Consider the following 16,223-nt stretch of genomic DNA (forward strand, 5'->3'; position numbering starts at 1 on the left):
ACGCGGTGGTGGGCTGTGGCTACTTTTAACTAAGACAATAGAGCTTTCACTCTAGCTGCTACGTTTTCTGGGTAGAATCCGTATTCTTTGAGAACCAAATCTCCTGGTGCGGATGCTCCAAATGTAGAGATACCGAGGATGGATCCTTGGTCACCAACGTAACGTTCCCAACCAAGTGGGTAAGCCATCTCAACAGCTAGACGCTTCTTCACTTCCGGCAGAATGACAGAGTCTTTATATTCTTTGGACTGTTTCTCGAACAGCTCCAAGCTTGGCAAGCTGACGACACGAACGTTAATGCCTTCGGCTTCAAGAAGCTTTTGCGCCGCGACTGCCAATTGTACTTCGGAGCCTGTTGCCAAAATTTGTGCAACTGGCTTACCATTTGTAGCATCGGATACTACGTATCCGCCTTTGCTTAGGTTTTCTTTCGCGCCTTGGACTGTTCCTTCAAGAATCGGCAGGTTTTGACGAGTCAATACGAGTGCAACTGGTCCCCTAGCTTGGGAAATCGCATAGCGCCATGCTTCTGATGTTTCGTTTCCATCAGCTGGGCGAATAACAGTGATGCCCGGAATGACACGAAGCGCTGGCAATTGTTCAACCGGTTCATGCGTCGGTCCATCTTCACCAACAGCGATGCTGTCATGTGTTAGAACGTAGATAACCGGAAGCTGCATAAGAGCTGCAAGACGAATCGATGCACGCAGATAATCGGAGAATACGAAGAATGTAGCCCCGTATATTTTAACTCCGCCATGCAGAGCCATACCGTTCATCGCTGTACCCATACCGAATTCACGAACACCAAACCATACGTTGCGGCCTGCATAGTTGCTAGCGCTGTAGTTGGATTCGCCTTTGATCATGGTGTTGTTCGAGCTTGCCAGATCCGCGGAACCGCCGATCAACTGCGGCAAATTAGGTGCAATCGCATTGATTGCATTACCGGAAGCAACACGAGTCGCCATAGGCTTATCTGATGTGCTGTAAACCGGGAGATCTGCATCCCAGCCTGCTGGCAATTCATTGTTCACTGCCGCGCTGAACTGGTTACCCAATTCCGGATATGCTTTGATGTAGTCATTCAACAAGTTGCTCCATGCTTGTTCAGCTGCAGCGCCTTCTTTTTGAATTTCTGCATAGTGCGCTCTTACTTCGTCCGGAACTAAGAAGTCCGGCTCTTCCGGCCAGCCGTAAGCTTGCTTCGTCAGCTTCACTTCTTCGCCGCCAAGCGGAGATCCGTGAGGTCCAACGTGTCCGCCTTTGCCGCCTTTGTTCGGGCTGCCGAAACCGATTGTCGTTTTCACTTCAATCAAAGTTGGACGCGTTGTGTCAGCTTTCGCTTCAGCAATTGCTTTGGAAATCGCCGCAAGATCATTCTGTTCTTCTACTCGCAGCACTTGCCAGCCGTAAGCTTCAAAACGCTTCTCAACGTTCTCGGAAAATGCCATATTAAGCTCGCCATCCAGCGAGATATCATTGGAATCGTACAACATGATTAATTTGCCCAATTTAAGGTGAGCGGCCAAGGAAACCGCTTCAGATGAAACGCCTTCCATCATATCGCCATCACCACAGATTGCATATGTATAGTGATCAATTACAGGGAAATTCTCTTTATTGTAAGTCTCTCTCAGGTGAGCTTCCGCCATGGCCATACCAACTGCCATACCAATACCTTGTCCAAGTGGACCCGTAGTCGCGTCAACACCTGCTGTGTGACCGTATTCCGGATGCCCTGGTGTTTTGCTTCCCCATTGGCGGAAGTTTTTGATCTCTTCCATTGGCAGATCATATCCACACAAGTGAAGCAGACTGTATAGAAGCATGGATCCGTGGCCGGCAGAAAGCACGAAACGGTCACGATTGACCCATTTAGGATTAGATGGGTTGTGCTTCATATGCTGTTTCCACAGCACGTAAGCCATTGGCGCAGCCCCCATGACCATACCTGGGTGACCTGATTTGGCTTTCTCAACGGCGTCGATACCCAATGTACGGATCGTGTCGACCGCTAATTGTTCAATTGTTTTGTTTGTTACTGTCATTCGAAAATTCCCTCCTATATTTCTGTATTTTCGTCAATCAATGACTTGTACATACAAGTGACTTCTATCGCTTGCATTATTGTACCATTTGCTTTAAGGCTTTGCCACAATAACCCGCTAAAACATCATCTGCCTAAGCGGTCACTAGCAAATAGGCTGCATCCAGCAATGGACACAGCCTAATCTACCCTAGTTAAATACAACTGTCTTGTTATTATGCACAATAATACGATCTTCTACATGCCAAGCTACCGCTCTAGCAAGGACGATCCGTTCAATATGTCGACCGATTCTTTTCAAATCTTCGACGTTATCACGGTGGCTAACCCTTTGAACGTCCTGCTCAATAATAGGTCCGCCATCCAGTTCATCCGTCACATAATGTGCGGTAGCCCCAATGATTTTCACCCCACGATTATGGGCTTGCGCATAAGGCTTCCCGCCGACAAAGGCAGGCAAGAAGGAGTGATGGATATTAATAATACGGTTAGCGTAGTGTTTAATAAAAGAAGGCGAAACGATCTGCATATAGCGAGCCAATACGATCGCATCAACATTGTCTCCAACGACTTCAAGCTGGCGACGCTCGGCTTCAGCCTTCGTATCCGCGGTAACCGGAATATGGTGATATGGAATTCCGAAAGGCTCTACCAGCGACTGCATGTCCGGATGGTTACTAATGACCATCGCGATATCTGCGTTAAGATCACTCGCGCGCCAGTGCCAAAGAAGCTCAAGCAAAGCATGATCTTCCTTCGATACGAAGATAGCGATGCGCTTCTTCTGACTAGCAAGAGAAAGGCTCCAATCCATGGAGAACTTGTCCGCAACGACAGAGAAATCCTTTCTCAACTGGTCAACTCGGCTCCCAAGCTCCATTAAATCGAACTCGATCCGGATGAAAAACATGCCGCCTTCAGGATCCATTGTGTATTGATCGGATTGCACGATATTCGCACCATATTCAAACAAAAATTGTGAGACCGCCGCGACGATTCCCGGCTGATCCGGACACGAGATCAACATTCTTGCCCTATTCACCATCACGCTCTCCCTGCGCAATGAGTTATTCGTACTTCCCTGTTCCATGTTAATCCCCCTAATAGCTTTAACTTTCTGTAAGAAAGCTTTCTTTTTAGTCTACTGTTTATCTATATTATGCTTTCTTGAGTATATCTTTACCTGCGAGCCAAACGATCAATCGTTGATTAATCTGCTCCTCGCTTAGATCAGAGAAGAGATTCTCTTCATGTAGAATATCATACAAACGCTCCAGCGGCTCACGTCCGTCCGCTTTCTTGGCTTTGGCATCATTTTTCAATAATTCCCATGTATTCAGAACGAAATCACGGAAATGAATCTCTTTTTTGCCTAACAAATAGTCAATTCGCTCTACATGATCCAAGAATTCACCGCCAAAACGTCCATTGAGGTTTCCTGAGAGCAGTGCAATTTCTGCTTCGTACATCGGACGCTGCGTTTTATCTTCTTTACCGATCCAAGGAGTTTCAAGAATCATAGGCAAATGCTGCAGCTTCTCATGGTTGGCAACATTATTCATAGCCTCAAAGCCAATCCAGCCTGAACCAAGCGGCGCATGACGATCCTTGCTGGCTCCGCGAGGATTTTTACTATCATTCAAGTGAATAACACCAAGCTTTTCTAGACCGATTACTTTGTCAAAATGATGCAGAACGCCATCGAGGTCGTTCACAATATCATACCCGGCATCATGAATATGGCAAGTGTCCAGACAAACGGATAATTTGTTGTTAAACTCTACTTGTTCCATAATTTCAGCTAATTCCTCAAAGCTGCGGCCAATCTCCGTCCCTTTGCCAGCCATTGTTTCCAGCGCGATGTTCACATTCGTATCTTTAACCCCTGCAAGTACTTCGTTCAGACCTTCCGCGATTCTGGCAATGCCATACTCCGCATCCTTGTCCGTGTAAGCCCCAGGGTGAAGAACGATACTGCGAACGCCAATGTAGTCTGTCCGACGAATTTCTTCCTGAAGGAAACGCACGGCTAACTCAAAGGTATCTTCTTTATAAGAACCTAGATTAATAATGTAGGGAGCGTGTACGACGATTTCGTTCATCGCATGCTTCTCCATGACTGCTTTACCTTCTTCGATAAATTGATCCTCAATCGGTTTACGGCGCGTATTTTGCGGGGCACCAGTGTATATCATAAATGTGGAAGAACCGTATGTGACTGCCTCTTCTGCTGCATTTAACAAGCCTTTATCTGAGAACGAAACGTGTGAGCCAATTTTGGGCATAATGGTTAACTCCTTTTTGTATGTCTACTACGCAACTACTTAAGGTATGGAAGACCAAAGTAGTTACATCTACTACCTTCCTATTTTACTAGGATTGTCGCAAGAAATCTAGAAATAAGGTATAATTCTTATGATATATTGATGCAGGCTAGTGAGGTGACAAATAAATGGCTAATGATTTTTTCATGTGGTTCATCATTTTCTGGGTATGTGTCCTGCTTTTGTTCATGTCCATTGGCGGATATTTTATGTTTCGGAAGTTCCTAAAGGTGCTGCCCAAGGAAGACGGTAAGTCGAAGCTGGATTGGCAAAATCACTACGTAGACAGTTCGCGGCACTTATGGACAGAAGACTCTAAAACGTTTCTCGATCAATTGGTATCACCTGTACCAACAGCCTTTAGAGATATTGCTAAGCATTCTATCGCAGCTCGCATTGGACAGGTTGCCCTGGAGGCGCATGCAAGTGAAGTAACGCGTGACCACTGTATTCAAGGTTACATTCTCGCAACACCGAGGCGCGACTATAAGAGCTTGACTAGCTTCCTCGAAAAGCAGCAGATTGACTATAGTGCGCATAAGCATTTACTCCAATAAAATAAAAAAAGCCATTCCGCTTTTTACGTAAGAGGAAGGCTTTTCTTTCATATATTTTGAAAGCGTTTACCAAATGAACAAAAAAAAAACGATCTTACACCACCCTTTCACTAGAAAGACAAGGGCAAGGCAAAATCGGAATAACACTTATGGGAATTGCTTATAATTTCTATACTTAACCTGTTCTCCTCCGTGGAAACGCACGTTTTGCAGAGACAAAGTGGAATTGTTGTATGATAGAAACCCGTCTTAAATATCTGATCTGAATTACCTCTACCTATAATCGAACTACATTGAATACAATATACTATATCCGAATTCATGATATTCCTCCCCTTTGAGTGCTCAAAATGTCGTATGTTGTTACATTCTGTATATATATTGATTATAAGATACGTTTTGTAACATTGCAAGGGGTTGAATTCATTTTCTCGTGTATGTATACAGAAATTATGTATTCGCACATTTTAATTCGACATTCATTGATTTTTATACTAACCTTATGAGAGCAACAAACGGATTAGCACAAGCAGAGCGGCTTTATTTCTCCCTCAACATATCAAATTAACTGTATTTACAGCTGAAGAAGGTTCTGGCGTGTAGCTTTTAGAAAGCTTAACGTATTCCGTATTCTGTGTGACCGCAAGTTGATTGATGGCATAGAGCATTTCGGAATCAACATGATCTTCAGATTGAATAACTGCTTTATAAATGTATTCATTGTCGTTATTACTTTCTAGTTCTATGCTACCATTAACTTGAAATGATTGACCGAAAATCGTAAATTCAAAACCGTAAGTGACTTGATGGCTGGTGGGCAAACATAGGGGACTAGCAAATGTGAATTGGGACTTTCCAATTGCTATAATTTCGATTAGTGCATATTTGCTATTAATGAGTTGATTTCGAATACGAATAATATTCAACTTTCCATCCAATGGTACGACTAATGATAATTTACTTTTTTTCTCCAACGCCATTTGCCTCATCCCTCCTTTTTGTTACATCTTGTATCTAGTCAATGAATCTTTGCTTTGTTATAATAGTTCTCTGGTATATAGCGGGAAAAACAATGGTAATAATGTTAAAGAATAATTAAACAGTGAGGAATGATCACGCTGAAATATGGAGATCGCATTGCCCTTTTACGCGAAAAAAGAGGATTAACTCAAGAAGAACTATCTACTAAAATTGGAATCTCTAGAGCCGCTCTTTCTCATTACGAAACAAATCGACGTGAGCCGGACTACGAAACGATTAATAAGATCGCCAATTTTTTTAATGTTACCGTTGATTATTTACTTGGCCGGACTGACCAGCCACAAACGGTTCTAGACAATGATGTTAGAGAGTTCGTAGAGCATCTCGATTTAACGGATGAGAGCATTTTGAAAAAGTTTTCATTAACCGTGGATGGTCGAATACTGACCCCAGAGGAAGCAAAACGATTCATCGCTTTTGTAAGAGCTGAGCGTTCCTTGGAGTAGATTGTGAGGAAGACATCATAACTTGATTCTGAAACTTCTGCTGGTCGATCCCTAACTGCTGAAGAACATGATGAATTTCTACTGAAATCTTTTCTTCTTGTTTCATAAGAAACTCCACTCCCAACGCTCAGCTATTAACTTTAAAAAGAATTACAATAACACTAATAGTCATGATTACGTTATGTATCTACCTCGAGCCACTACTTTCACCAAAAATCAACTTAGATTGATCCTCTATTCCTTCACGCCAATATACTTTAAAGTCACTGATGGAGCCGATTGATTGAATAAATCTCTGAGGACCGAAACATTTTTCGTTCTTAGGTAATAATGATAGCCATATGTTTTTCGAAGTGTGTGTGTACCTATGTCGTTTAGCCCAACTTGCTTGGCTGCTTCATTTAAAATACGGTAAACCCGGATTCTTTTGATCGGATTGCCCGTTCGTTGGGATGGAAATAAATAAGCATCACTATCCATATATTGGATATATTCTTCGATATAAGTTTTAAGCTGTGGAGAAAGTTGAAACGTCTTTGCTTTACCCGTTTTTTCTTCCTTTATGCTAACTACACTTCGATCCTTCACATCGCTCACTTTCAAAAACAATAGATCGCTTAGATGAAGCCCCGAATTTATCCCAATTGTGAAAAGAAGCCAGTCTCGAATCGATTGTTCTTTCAAAACGGCCTGTATCTGTTCAATTTTCTCTTGTTCTCTAATAGGTTGAACAACCTGCATGAGTTGCACCTCGCATGATTTTAATCAGTTCCGTTTGTTTGTTACGAATTGTATCTTATTTCAGCTAGAAAACTCTTATTTTAACTCTATCATTCCCCCTACCTGTATTATGTTACATATTGTATCATAAATTAAAAAAATGATCTATGCCTTTTATAGTTCTCAAAACCTAATTCTTGTTGTATAATTCTTAATAAAGAACGAATTTCGTGAAATAATTCTTCGGAAGGGAGGTTATGTTCAGTGTTAAAAATCGTTCGACTATCTTGTCTGATTTTACTCTTTAGTGCAATCATCTTCCCTGCATATGCTTCAGCTTTAGGTAATGAATCAGGAAGTTCTCAGAAAAACAGCTTTCTTTCTAAGTTTATTTCAATTGTTACAGTTAATAATGGGAATAGTAATAACAGCAATAACAATAACAATAACAACAACAACAACAACAACAACAATCACTGGGACAACATCAAATGGGATGACAAAGACTGGGACGATATCAAATGGGATGATATTGATTGTATGGATTCGTTTGATATTTGGAAAAAATGGTTTTGTTACTGATGAATACATACTCCGTTGGCTTCGGCTAACGGAGTTTTTATGTGCTTATGGCAGCTTCTTTTCTAGGACAAACACCGTAATTTCTGGTCGACAATTGAACCGAATTGGGAACAAGGTCGTACCTAGTCCACGGTTAGTATAGACGTGAAACTCACTTTCTTCGAAGGTGTATAAGCCAACAGGGTACTTTTGTCCTAGTTCCGGCGTAAAAATACTGCCATAAAATGGAATCCTAATCTGCCCGCCATGGCTGTGACCAGAGAGCTGCAAATCGACCTGGCTGGTCAACGACGTATCTGCGAAATCTGGTTCATGCGCAAGCAGCAGCACGAAATCTTCCCGCTCTACACCTTGCAATGCTAGCGGCAGATTCGGTTTACCGTGAAGCATTTCATCTATACCGACGACCCGTATGCGCCCGTTTCCCCGTTCAATAGATCGGTTTCCATTGACTAAGACAGTAAAGCCAGATCGCTCGAGTACATCCCTTACACGATTGGAATCTAGACGCATATCATGATTGCCGAGCACCGCGAACTTACCCATTTCTGCTCGGAGCCGCGATAGGATCGGAATCACCTCATCACTCACTTCACCGAATTTGGAATCAAATAAATCTCCTGTAAAACAGATGATGTCCGGCTCTTGCCGCTGCAGTAGATCGACCACTTTGTTCATCTGTTCCAGACTATAATACTTGCCGATATGCGTATCACTGAATTGGACAATACGCACGCCCTCAAATGATGCAGGATAACGACGGTACGAAAGACGAACCGTTGTCGACTGAATCCAATACCGCTCTCCGAAGATGCCATATAATCCGCTAACTCCCGTTAGTATGGCTAAGGATTCAACCGCAAACAGACTTTTTTTGAGAAACGTCCTGCGATTTATGCGATCATTCTTCACTTTAGGTTTCCCTACCCTCATCTAGGTTTTGAGTCTATATCTAATTATTTACGCGTTTTTTGTCGAGGGGAGCCATTTGAATGGCGATACAATTTGTATAATTTTAATGTTTTCGGGATTGATTTCACAGAAAAAACGTGCGATAATAAGTCAACGGATACAAATTGTATCGCGATAGATGATTTGGAGGGGTCGTTTGTGAATCGGATAAACCAGGTGGATACCGAAGAATTTGATATGGAGTGGGTCAATCTTATTATGAGCGCGCGTAAGATGGGTCTTACGATGGAAGATATCCGCGCATTCCTAAGAAGCCCATTCCAACCCACGACTATATCACTTTCAACTGAAAACGATCGCTTCATGTCCTCAAAGGAATTCATTAAACAATCTTCCTAGAACTAAATAAGACTATTCATCGTTTGGACGCTTCATTCTCCATTTATTGAAATCCAAAAACTCTCGAAACTGCTGCTTGTCAACACCAGAAGTCATGGCTTCTTTAATGATCTCATACCATTCCTGATCGAGCTCACGGTCATTAGCAGCCATCTCTTCTTGGTCATCAATTAGCCTGTCGACAGGTACTTTCAGAACAGCTGCAATTTTTTCAAGAAACTGAATCGAAGGATTCTTCTGAATATCCCGCTCCAAGCTGCTAATATAAGATTTAGCAACCCCTGCACGTTCGGCCAGTTCTGTAAGAGACAGGCCTTTCTCTTTCCTCAATTTTTGAACTCGTTTTCCAATCATTTCGGATCTTCCCTTATAATGGAGTAATGTTGCTCTTGATGTTATTATATCAGAATTTCTTCCAACGAACAAATTTGTTTCATATAAAGAACAATAAAGCCCCAAAAAGGGGCTATTTTGAGTAATCTCACTATTTTATCGTGTTCTTATATAAACGATAATTCTAAGAAATATCAGCGCTGCTAGTGAATCCAACAGCACATCCTGGACTAATGCGGACCTTCCCGGTACGTATGACTGATGCCATTCATCTACTACGGCCACCAAAGTCGTGCAAACCCAAGCGAACCAGATCGATTGCCTTCGAATCACGATATAGAAAAAGATACTGAGCAAGCCAAACATAAGGACATGGGCAGATTTGCGAATAATCGCATTAGTAATATAGGCATTATGTTCATTCATACCTGTTATCTGCTGGATTTGCTCTTTCGTATGCTCTCCGGTAAAGGTCTGAAGTGCAGTGAAAAGAAATATGGCTCCTACGAACACAATTAGTAGACTCCACCAGAATAACGACTTCATTCTACTTAATTTTCTCATTGTTCCACTTCATAAACTCAATCAAAATTTTAAATTCATGAATCCGTTCCTTATCAATGCCTGACTGCTTCAAATCAGAAATAAAATCCATCCACTCTTGATCCAGCTGTTGGCTTGTTTCCACATCCGCGGCAATTTTTAATAGCGTTTTCAAGTCTACTTTTAGAACCAAAGCTATTTTCTCCATGACATGAATGGAAGGGTTCTGTTTGAGATTTCTTTCTATATTACTTAAATAGGACTTGGAAATACCGGTCCGCTCTGAAAGCTCGGACAACGTATACCCCCTTTGCTTACGTATACTTGAAATGTTTTGACCGATCATCGTTATCATCACTCCACAGTGACACTTTTGGGTAGATTTCTTTCTTCGAAGTTCGCTTTAACTAGGATATCCTTCGCCCCTAGATTTCCGATATAACCGGTAATTCCACACATATAATTAGTTCCTCCCATTTATTAAATAATGACCTTGAACGGCATCGTTTGCATAATTGTTTTCTTGATACAAGTGATCACCTTCTGTTGTTCATCTGCCATTAATTGTGACCCGGATGGTAAGCATATTCCTGTTTGAAACAATCGTTCCGACACACTCTCGTTGTTGCTATGCGGATAGTACCGAGCCCCTTCAAAAAGCGGCTGCAGATGAAGCGGCTTCCAGACTGGACGTGCTTCGATATTTAGTTCTGTTAATGCTTCCAACACTTCCTGAGCGGTTACCCCAGCTTCTTTCTCCTCTAGCGTTAACACGGTGAGCCACCGATTCGAGCGTGTGTTTGCTAGTTCCGGCATGAATTGAATGCCTGGCAAATGGGATAAGGCTTCATCATAACGGTTAAATACCGCTCTTCTGGCATTGACTCGCTCTTCCAACACCTCAAGTTGTGCTCTGCCTATTCCAGCCAATACATTGCTCATTCGATAATTGAATCCCAATTGGCTATGCTGGTAATGGACGGCTTGATCCCGTGCTTGCGTAGCTAAGAAACGAGCTTGCTTTAATCCCTCTACATCATCGGAAACCAGCATTCCTCCGCCAGAAGTGGATATAATCTTATTCCCATTGAATGAATAAACGCCGTATTTTCCGAAAGTCCCACTTGCTCTTCCTTTATACATAGAACCCAGCGATTCCGCTGCATCCTCAATAATGGGAACATCGTAGGATTCACATAACGACATGATTTCGTCCATTTTTGCACTTTGGCCATAGAGATTCACAACAATAACGGCTTTAGGCAATTTCCCCTCTAGAGCAGCATCCTGCAAAGCGATTTCTAATGCCCTAGGAGACATGTTCCATGTCTCGGGTTCAGAATCAATAAAGACCGGCCTCGCTCCACAATAAACAATCGGATTTGCACTAGCCACGAAGGTAAGACTTGAGCAGAATACGCTGTCCCCTTCATTGACACCTATCAGTCGCAATGCCAGATGGATTGCCGCGGTCCCTGAACTAACTGCTGTAGCAGCATTTGACCCGACATGTGAGGCAAGCTCTTTCTCAAATGCATCCACATGCGGGCCCAGAGGAGCGATCCAATTCGTAGCAAAGGCATCCTGGATGTAGCCCATTTCGTTCCCGCTCATGTGTGGAGGAGAAAGATAAATTCTTTTGTTAGGTGTAATCATGCGCCTTCACAGCCTTCCCAAAGGTTAATAAAACACAAATAGCGCCATTCGGCGCCTCAAAGATAATGTCACTCGCCAATCTAGGATGGGCGCGTTTATCAACTATGCAAACATGGCTCTTGCAATTAATCTCGCAGGAGTTCCAACAGCTGATCTATAAGCGGGAATATCACTGATAACCGTAGCGCCAGCCCCTATGACCGCCCACTCGCCTATCTTTTTCCCGGGAATGACGGTCGCTCCCGCACCTATCATAGCTCCTTCGTCCGCGATTACAGAGCCTGTAAGCGTAGCTTTCGGCGCAACGTGGACATAATCCCCAAGTTGATTATCGTGCTCTACGATCGCTCCTGAATTAATAATGGCATGATCGCCTATCACTGCGTCGGCATTGACAATCGTACCCGCCATGATAACCGTTCCATCCCCGATAGAAGCACTCGTGCTGATAATAGCTGTATCATGTATGAGTGAAATATAGCTTTCCTTGGATAAGCCAAGCTTCGATACAATCAACTTTCGAACTTCGTTATTCCCTATCGCGATAACAAATTTGAGATAATTCAATTGATTCAATAGAAGGTGTGCAGAAGAAATTGGACCTATGTATATACCATTGATTACGGTTAATTCATCGTACTTATCGTCCAAGATGGCCACGATCTTGTAGTCACTCTTAGAACGAATTAATTCCCTTATCACTTTACTGTGACCGCCTTCACCAATAACAACAAGATCCATCTTGCCTCACCTCTTTTCATGAAAGATTTGAGCCTGAAAATTTCTCCATGGTCACATGATTTCCGTGACTGATCCCATCCGACTTGACTACTTTAACAAAAGTTAATGCTAGAATTTTGAGATCCAGCAGAAAGCTTTGATTTTCCACGTACCAGACATCCAGCTTAAATTTATCTTCCCACGAGATTTTGTTCCTGCCATTGATTTGAGCCCATCCGGTAATTCCGGGTCGAACTTGATGTCGTTTCGCCTGTTCTTCGGTGTATAGAGGTAGATAATCCATCAACAGGGGCCTTGGCCCAACTAAACTTAAATCTCCTTGGATAACATTAACCAATTGCAACAATTCATCTAGGCTATATTTTCGAAGAAACATGCCAAATGGGGTTAATCTGATCGAATCGGGCAATAAATTCCCTTCATGATCCCTTGTTTCCGTCATGGTCCTGAATTTATAAATATTAATAGGTTTTCCGTGTAATCCCGGTCTTAGCTGCTTAAAAATGACCGGAGATCCCAATTTTAACCTAATCAATACGGCAACGATCCCGATAATCGGAAGAAAAAGTACGAATAATGGAATGGATACCAACAAGTCACACAATCGCTTCATGAATGATCTACTCCTACTGATTTGGGCTGAAATACTTTGATTTGATACGGTCAAACTCATTTCCCTCTTAAGACGGAAATGATCTGTTGTTTAATTTCTTCTATCAGTTCTTTGGCCTCGAGATGTTTCGATTCATTTCCTATTTTGTAAGCATGAATTACAATTTTCTCCATTTGTTGCTCTGTCAATGCAGATATATCCATGAATATGACCTCAGTATACAATTAGTTAATTGCACCATACATGCACGAATGTCACGAAATGATAGATTCAACCAGGATAGTATCCTCTTCAACATAGCCGCACGGATTATTGGACTGCCATCGCCAAGCATCCAGACACATCTCATCAATGCCTTTCTCGGCGATCCATCCCAGCTCACGTTCAGCCTTGGTCGGGTCTGAATAACAAATCCCGATGTCTCCCGGTCTTCGATCCGTTATCCTATAGGGAATGCGCCTGCCAATTACTTTTTCGAAAGCAGAAACCATTTCAACAACACTGTAGCCCCGTCCCGTCCCAAGGTTGTAAGCTTCCACACCTGTGTTTGCCATGACCTTCTCCAGCGCCTTCAAGTGTCCTCGCGCTAGATCCACTACATGGATATAGTCCCTTACACCTGTTCCATCCAAGGTCGGGTAGTCATTCCCATAAATCTGCAGTTCCTTTAATCCCCCAACCGCCACCTGCGTGATAAAGGGCATCAGATTATTCGGTATGCCGTTCGGATCCTCGCCTAATCTCCCACTACTATGGGCTCCAATAGGGTTAAAATATCGCAGGATGGCGATGCTCCATTTCGGATCGGAAACGTGCATATCCTTCATGATTTCTTCAATCATTAGCTTCGTGCGCCCATAGGCGTTCGTTGCACCAAGTGGAGCATCCTCCGCAATCGGTACGGATTCCGACATTCCATATACAGTAGCTGATGAGCTGAATATCATTCTTTCCACTGCGTACTCCTGCATAAGATCACAAAGCACGAGCGTCCCCGTGATATTATTATGGTAATAGCGAAGCGGTAAACGAACCGATTCGCCTACGGCTTTGAGCCCCGCGAAATGAATCACAGCTTCAATCTTATTTTGCTTAAATACAACCTCGAAGTCCTTCCGACTTAAAAGATCAATCTGATAAAACTTGAAGTCTTTACCCGTTATTTCTTTTACCCGCCTTAAAGATTCCGAGCTGCTGTTGCAAAGGTTATCCACAACTACTACTTCATATCCAGCATTCAATAACTCTACGCAGGTGTGACTTCCGATATAACCGGCTCCACCGGTCACGAGGATTGCCATGGTTTGAACCCCCTAACTGTTGGTTAAAAGTTTAAGTAATCACTTTTATAAATAATGTTTAAGGTAACTACGTTCTCATAGTAAAAATAAATCAAATAAAAGAATAATATTGCAAAGTACATGAATTTTTGTTGTCTTTTCACAAATAAACTGATAACCCATGACATGAGAATGACATTGTATAAACCAAAATAGATCGTAAACCTTGCAAAAATCCAATTTTGTGTAGCGACTGCCATGACAATAAAATTCAATAGCGACATGTTTACGACGTAGTCACTGTGGGGAAATATCTCCCGCAGTTTTTTTCTACCTAAGTATGCAAAAACCAGAGGAACAGCCCCAATAGCAACCCTGATAATGTTAGCTCCTCCTTCTTGAAATTCCTTATATTCGCTATATTTAGTATCTGAAATAGCTGAAAATAGGACATCAGATAGGACATTGTATCCTAGAATTAGCATCACAGCTAGAAAGACTAGAACGAAAGTGGATGACGTCCACGCCTTTCTTCTCACAATAAAATAAATGGGAATAAGGATAAGGGCACTCTGATGAAAAGTAGAGGCAAAGGCAACCACGAGAAAGTATTTCAGCCATTTTCCTTCAAATAAATATTTGGTAGCAGCGAATACAATAGCTGAAGCCAGAAATTGCCTGACGCCGTTCATCGAAACTATGTAAAGTCCCGAGGTTATGTAGATATAGATACTTATTTCAAAAAATCTCGAATACTTGTATAACACAAAGACGATAAGAACATTGGTCACTAACGCCGTAAAAAATATTAACAACTGAGGATCATCCGTGAATGATTTTAATATCATTTGTAAGATACCGAAACCAATTTCCTGTTTGTTCTTAATTTCATCCCATGTAAAATCACTTAACGTGTAGGAGTGCATATAAAAAAAGGTATCACCGATGTTTTTGCGAAGTCCGGCTATCAATACGAATGTTACCATCACAATGGCAGTCAGCCATTTATTAGGCCTAAACGAAATAGGACCAGGACCGATTGTAATTGGTGAAGCCAAATACCTTGAGAAGAAAGATGCAATATAGACAACAATCAGATTAACCCACAGTATGGCCATATTTGATTCCTTTCAAGTACTTAAGAGATTCTTGTTTTTCTGATCACATACCAATAGAGTATGACCCCAAGTGGAAAAGCGAGAACGGTAAGGATTTTGGCAGGAGTTTCCCTCATAAACCTGCGATTTCCGGAAGCCATACTGCTGGATACATAATGGATCGATTGTTTGAATTTAAAAAGTAAGCTAGCGAAGGGCAGTTTCATAAGTTCCTTCCGGTAAAAAGCAAATCCGTTAGGGTTCTTGCGGTATTGTTTAAACATGTTCATCGAGGAACCATCCGGTAAATATTCAACGCAGCAAAGGACTTCGTTCATGAGCAGCATTTCATACTTCTGATCCAGCATGTAGTACTTATAGGCCAGACCTACATACTTTTCATTTTCGAAAATGGGGTAAGGATACTGTCGGGTTAATTCTGTCCGATAAACAAGCTTCTTATCACCGGTCACACGATGTTTACTATACAGCTCAAAAAGTGTTGAACTCTTGAGCTCTTCCGGCAATCTTGAGCCAATGATGCGGCCATCTGTAAAAGCGTCAAGACCGATGATGCCACTCACATTCTCACTGCCGTGCAGTTCCCAAAAGGTGTTTATTTGTTCCACGGCGCCATCCGGCATATAGTCGTCAGAGTCAATACATACATTTAACTCCGTATCGATTAGCCTGTAAGCTGTATTATGAGCTCCATGCATACCCTGATTGTCCTGCCGATGATAACGTATAGGGATTTCATTCTCTGCCATCCAGCCAGCTACCAAATCCTCCGTTTCGTCCGTAGAGCCATCATCTATAATTAACCAAATGAAATCTCTGGATGTTTGCCGCTTCAGACTCTCGTAACACACGTGAAGACAATAAGCTCTATTATAAGTCGGTGTAAATACAGTAAGCTTCTTCATAGT

20 protein-coding genes are annotated in these 16,223 nt (G+C 42.3%); 4 read left to right on the forward strand and 16 right to left on the reverse strand.

The window, feature by feature from the left end:
- Nucleotides 1-29: 29 nt before the first annotated feature.
- The 3 genes from tkt to GC102_RS19010 form a co-directional block, all read right to left on the reverse strand.
- Nucleotides 30-2,051 (reverse strand): transketolase, encoded by a 2,022-nt coding sequence (gene tkt / locus GC102_RS19000; RefSeq protein WP_171690941.1) that lies wholly within the window; start codon nucleotides 2,049-2,051, stop codon nucleotides 30-32.
- Nucleotides 2,052-2,240: 189 nt separating this feature from the next.
- Complete coding sequence (purU, locus tag GC102_RS19005) at nucleotides 2,241-3,140, reverse strand: formyltetrahydrofolate deformylase (RefSeq protein WP_171690942.1); 900 nt, start codon at nucleotides 3,138-3,140, stop codon at nucleotides 2,241-2,243.
- A 67-nt stretch (nucleotides 3,141-3,207) separates the two neighbouring features.
- Nucleotides 3,208-4,335: a deoxyribonuclease IV gene (locus GC102_RS19010; protein WP_171690943.1), complete on the reverse strand. Its 1,128-nt coding sequence runs from the start codon at nucleotides 4,333-4,335 to the stop codon at nucleotides 3,208-3,210.
- A 167-nt stretch (nucleotides 4,336-4,502) separates the two neighbouring features.
- Here GC102_RS19010 and GC102_RS19015 point away from each other — a divergent pair, with 167 nt between their 5' ends.
- On the forward strand, nucleotides 4,503-4,931 hold the full coding sequence (locus tag GC102_RS19015; RefSeq protein ID WP_057305039.1) for a DUF2621 domain-containing protein: 429 nt from the start codon (nucleotides 4,503-4,505) through the stop codon (nucleotides 4,929-4,931).
- Between the two features lie 551 nt (nucleotides 4,932-5,482).
- Here GC102_RS19015 and GC102_RS19020 read toward each other — a convergent pair.
- A complete protein-coding gene (locus tag GC102_RS19020) occupies nucleotides 5,483-5,911 on the reverse strand; it encodes a hypothetical protein (protein WP_171690944.1) in 429 nt (142 codons plus the stop codon).
- 138 nt (nucleotides 5,912-6,049) lie between these two features.
- Here GC102_RS19020 and GC102_RS19025 point away from each other — a divergent pair, with 138 nt between their 5' ends.
- Nucleotides 6,050-6,418 (forward strand): helix-turn-helix domain-containing protein, encoded by a 369-nt coding sequence (locus tag GC102_RS19025; protein ID WP_171691072.1) that lies wholly within the window; start codon nucleotides 6,050-6,052, stop codon nucleotides 6,416-6,418.
- A 234-nt stretch (nucleotides 6,419-6,652) separates the two neighbouring features.
- Here the strand turns inward: GC102_RS19025 and GC102_RS19030 are convergent, their stop codons facing one another.
- Nucleotides 6,653-7,159, reverse strand: coding sequence for a tyrosine-type recombinase/integrase (locus GC102_RS19030; protein ID WP_171690945.1), 507 nt, complete (start codon nucleotides 7,157-7,159; stop codon nucleotides 6,653-6,655).
- Nucleotides 7,160-7,402: 243 nt separating this feature from the next.
- On the opposite strand from GC102_RS19030, the gene GC102_RS19035 reads away from it, so the two are divergent.
- Complete coding sequence (locus GC102_RS19035) at nucleotides 7,403-7,720, forward strand: hypothetical protein (RefSeq protein WP_171690946.1); 318 nt, start codon at nucleotides 7,403-7,405, stop codon at nucleotides 7,718-7,720.
- A gap of 45 nt (nucleotides 7,721-7,765) precedes the next feature.
- Here the strand turns inward: GC102_RS19035 and GC102_RS19040 are convergent, their stop codons facing one another.
- Nucleotides 7,766-8,632 carry a metallophosphoesterase gene (locus tag GC102_RS19040; RefSeq protein ID WP_171690947.1) on the reverse strand — a complete coding sequence of 289 codons (867 nt, stop codon included), beginning with the start codon at nucleotides 8,630-8,632 and terminating at the stop codon, nucleotides 7,766-7,768.
- Nucleotides 8,633-8,830: 198 nt separating this feature from the next.
- On the opposite strand from GC102_RS19040, the gene GC102_RS19045 reads away from it, so the two are divergent.
- A complete protein-coding gene (locus GC102_RS19045) occupies nucleotides 8,831-9,031 on the forward strand; it encodes an anti-repressor SinI family protein (RefSeq protein WP_057305033.1) in 201 nt (66 codons plus the stop codon).
- 12 nt (nucleotides 9,032-9,043) lie between these two features.
- Here GC102_RS19045 and GC102_RS19050 read toward each other — a convergent pair whose 3' ends face one another.
- The 10 genes from GC102_RS19050 to GC102_RS19090 all read right to left on the reverse strand — a co-directional run bounded on the left by GC102_RS19050 (nucleotide 9,044) and on the right by GC102_RS19090 (nucleotide 16,220).
- Nucleotides 9,044-9,385: a helix-turn-helix domain-containing protein gene (locus GC102_RS19050; RefSeq protein ID WP_057305032.1), complete on the reverse strand. Its 342-nt coding sequence runs from the start codon at nucleotides 9,383-9,385 to the stop codon at nucleotides 9,044-9,046.
- Between the two features lie 135 nt (nucleotides 9,386-9,520).
- A complete protein-coding gene (locus GC102_RS19055; protein ID WP_171690948.1) occupies nucleotides 9,521-9,928 on the reverse strand; it encodes a VanZ family protein in 408 nt (135 codons plus the stop codon).
- Complete coding sequence (locus GC102_RS19060) at nucleotides 9,912-10,262, reverse strand: helix-turn-helix domain-containing protein (RefSeq protein WP_312879993.1); 351 nt, start codon at nucleotides 10,260-10,262, stop codon at nucleotides 9,912-9,914. The genes GC102_RS19055 and GC102_RS19060 overlap by 17 nt, the downstream gene beginning before the upstream one ends.
- A gap of 125 nt (nucleotides 10,263-10,387) precedes the next feature.
- The gene (locus GC102_RS19065) at nucleotides 10,388-11,506 is read right to left on the reverse strand and encodes a DegT/DnrJ/EryC1/StrS family aminotransferase (RefSeq protein ID WP_376769386.1); all 1,119 of its coding nucleotides are present in this window, start codon (nucleotides 11,504-11,506) and stop codon (nucleotides 10,388-10,390) included.
- 159 nt (nucleotides 11,507-11,665) lie between these two features.
- Complete coding sequence (locus tag GC102_RS19070; protein ID WP_171690950.1) at nucleotides 11,666-12,304, reverse strand: acetyltransferase; 639 nt, start codon at nucleotides 12,302-12,304, stop codon at nucleotides 11,666-11,668.
- A gap of 16 nt (nucleotides 12,305-12,320) precedes the next feature.
- Complete coding sequence (locus tag GC102_RS19075) at nucleotides 12,321-12,917, reverse strand: sugar transferase (protein WP_171690951.1); 597 nt, start codon at nucleotides 12,915-12,917, stop codon at nucleotides 12,321-12,323.
- Nucleotides 12,918-12,973: 56 nt separating this feature from the next.
- Entirely contained in the window at nucleotides 12,974-13,120 is a 147-nt protein-coding gene (locus GC102_RS40940) for a YwzD family small protein (RefSeq protein ID WP_512698991.1), read from the reverse strand.
- A 51-nt stretch (nucleotides 13,121-13,171) separates the two neighbouring features.
- Nucleotides 13,172-14,218, reverse strand: coding sequence for a UDP-glucose 4-epimerase GalE (gene galE / locus GC102_RS19080; RefSeq protein ID WP_171690952.1), 1,047 nt, complete (start codon nucleotides 14,216-14,218; stop codon nucleotides 13,172-13,174).
- 23 nt (nucleotides 14,219-14,241) lie between these two features.
- Nucleotides 14,242-15,315, reverse strand: a complete 1,074-nt coding sequence (locus tag GC102_RS19085; protein ID WP_171690953.1) for an EpsG family protein — start codon at nucleotides 15,313-15,315, stop codon at nucleotides 14,242-14,244.
- A 20-nt stretch (nucleotides 15,316-15,335) separates the two neighbouring features.
- Complete coding sequence (locus GC102_RS19090; protein ID WP_171690954.1) at nucleotides 15,336-16,220, reverse strand: glycosyltransferase family 2 protein; 885 nt, start codon at nucleotides 16,218-16,220, stop codon at nucleotides 15,336-15,338.
- Between the last annotated feature and the right edge of the window lie 3 nt (nucleotides 16,221-16,223).

Source organism: Paenibacillus germinis, from assembly GCF_013141785.1.
Taxonomy (GTDB): domain Bacteria; phylum Bacillota; class Bacilli; order Paenibacillales; family NBRC-103111; genus Paenibacillus_E; species Paenibacillus_E phytorum.

Coding starts and splice junctions, on each gene's coding strand:
- GC102_RS19065 (WP_376769386.1), bottom strand. CDS start 11,506: ATGGGCTACATCCAGGATGCCTTTGCTACGAATTGGATCGCTCCTCTG.
- galE (WP_171690952.1), bottom strand. CDS start 14,218: ATGGCAATCCTCGTGACCGGTGGAGCCGGTTATATCGGAAGTCACACC.
- GC102_RS19085 (WP_171690953.1), bottom strand. CDS start 15,315: ATGGCCATACTGTGGGTTAATCTGATTGTTGTCTATATTGCATCTTTC.
- GC102_RS19090 (WP_171690954.1), bottom strand. CDS start 16,220: ATGAAGAAGCTTACTGTATTTACACCGACTTATAATAGAGCTTATTGT.
- purU (WP_171690942.1), bottom strand. CDS start 3,140: ATGGAACAGGGAAGTACGAATAACTCATTGCGCAGGGAGAGCGTGATG.
- GC102_RS19055 (WP_171690948.1), bottom strand. CDS start 9,928: ATGAGAAAATTAAGTAGAATGAAGTCGTTATTCTGGTGGAGTCTACTA.
- GC102_RS19015 (WP_057305039.1), top strand. CDS start 4,503: ATGGCTAATGATTTTTTCATGTGGTTCATCATTTTCTGGGTATGTGTC.
- GC102_RS19075 (WP_171690951.1), bottom strand. CDS start 12,917: ATGAAGCGATTGTGTGACTTGTTGGTATCCATTCCATTATTCGTACTT.
- GC102_RS19010 (WP_171690943.1), bottom strand. CDS start 4,335: ATGCCCAAAATTGGCTCACACGTTTCGTTCTCAGATAAAGGCTTGTTA.
- GC102_RS19030 (WP_171690945.1), bottom strand. CDS start 7,159: ATGCAGGTTGTTCAACCTATTAGAGAACAAGAGAAAATTGAACAGATA.
- GC102_RS19070 (WP_171690950.1), bottom strand. CDS start 12,304: ATGGATCTTGTTGTTATTGGTGAAGGCGGTCACAGTAAAGTGATAAGG.
- GC102_RS40940 (WP_512698991.1), bottom strand. CDS start 13,120: ATGGATATATCTGCATTGACAGAGCAACAAATGGAGAAAATTGTAATT.
- GC102_RS19020 (WP_171690944.1), bottom strand. CDS start 5,911: ATGGCGTTGGAGAAAAAAAGTAAATTATCATTAGTCGTACCATTGGAT.
- GC102_RS19060 (WP_312879993.1), bottom strand. CDS start 10,262: ATGATAACGATGATCGGTCAAAACATTTCAAGTATACGTAAGCAAAGG.
- GC102_RS19050 (WP_057305032.1), bottom strand. CDS start 9,385: ATGATTGGAAAACGAGTTCAAAAATTGAGGAAAGAGAAAGGCCTGTCT.
- tkt (WP_171690941.1), bottom strand. CDS start 2,051: ATGACAGTAACAAACAAAACAATTGAACAATTAGCGGTCGACACGATC.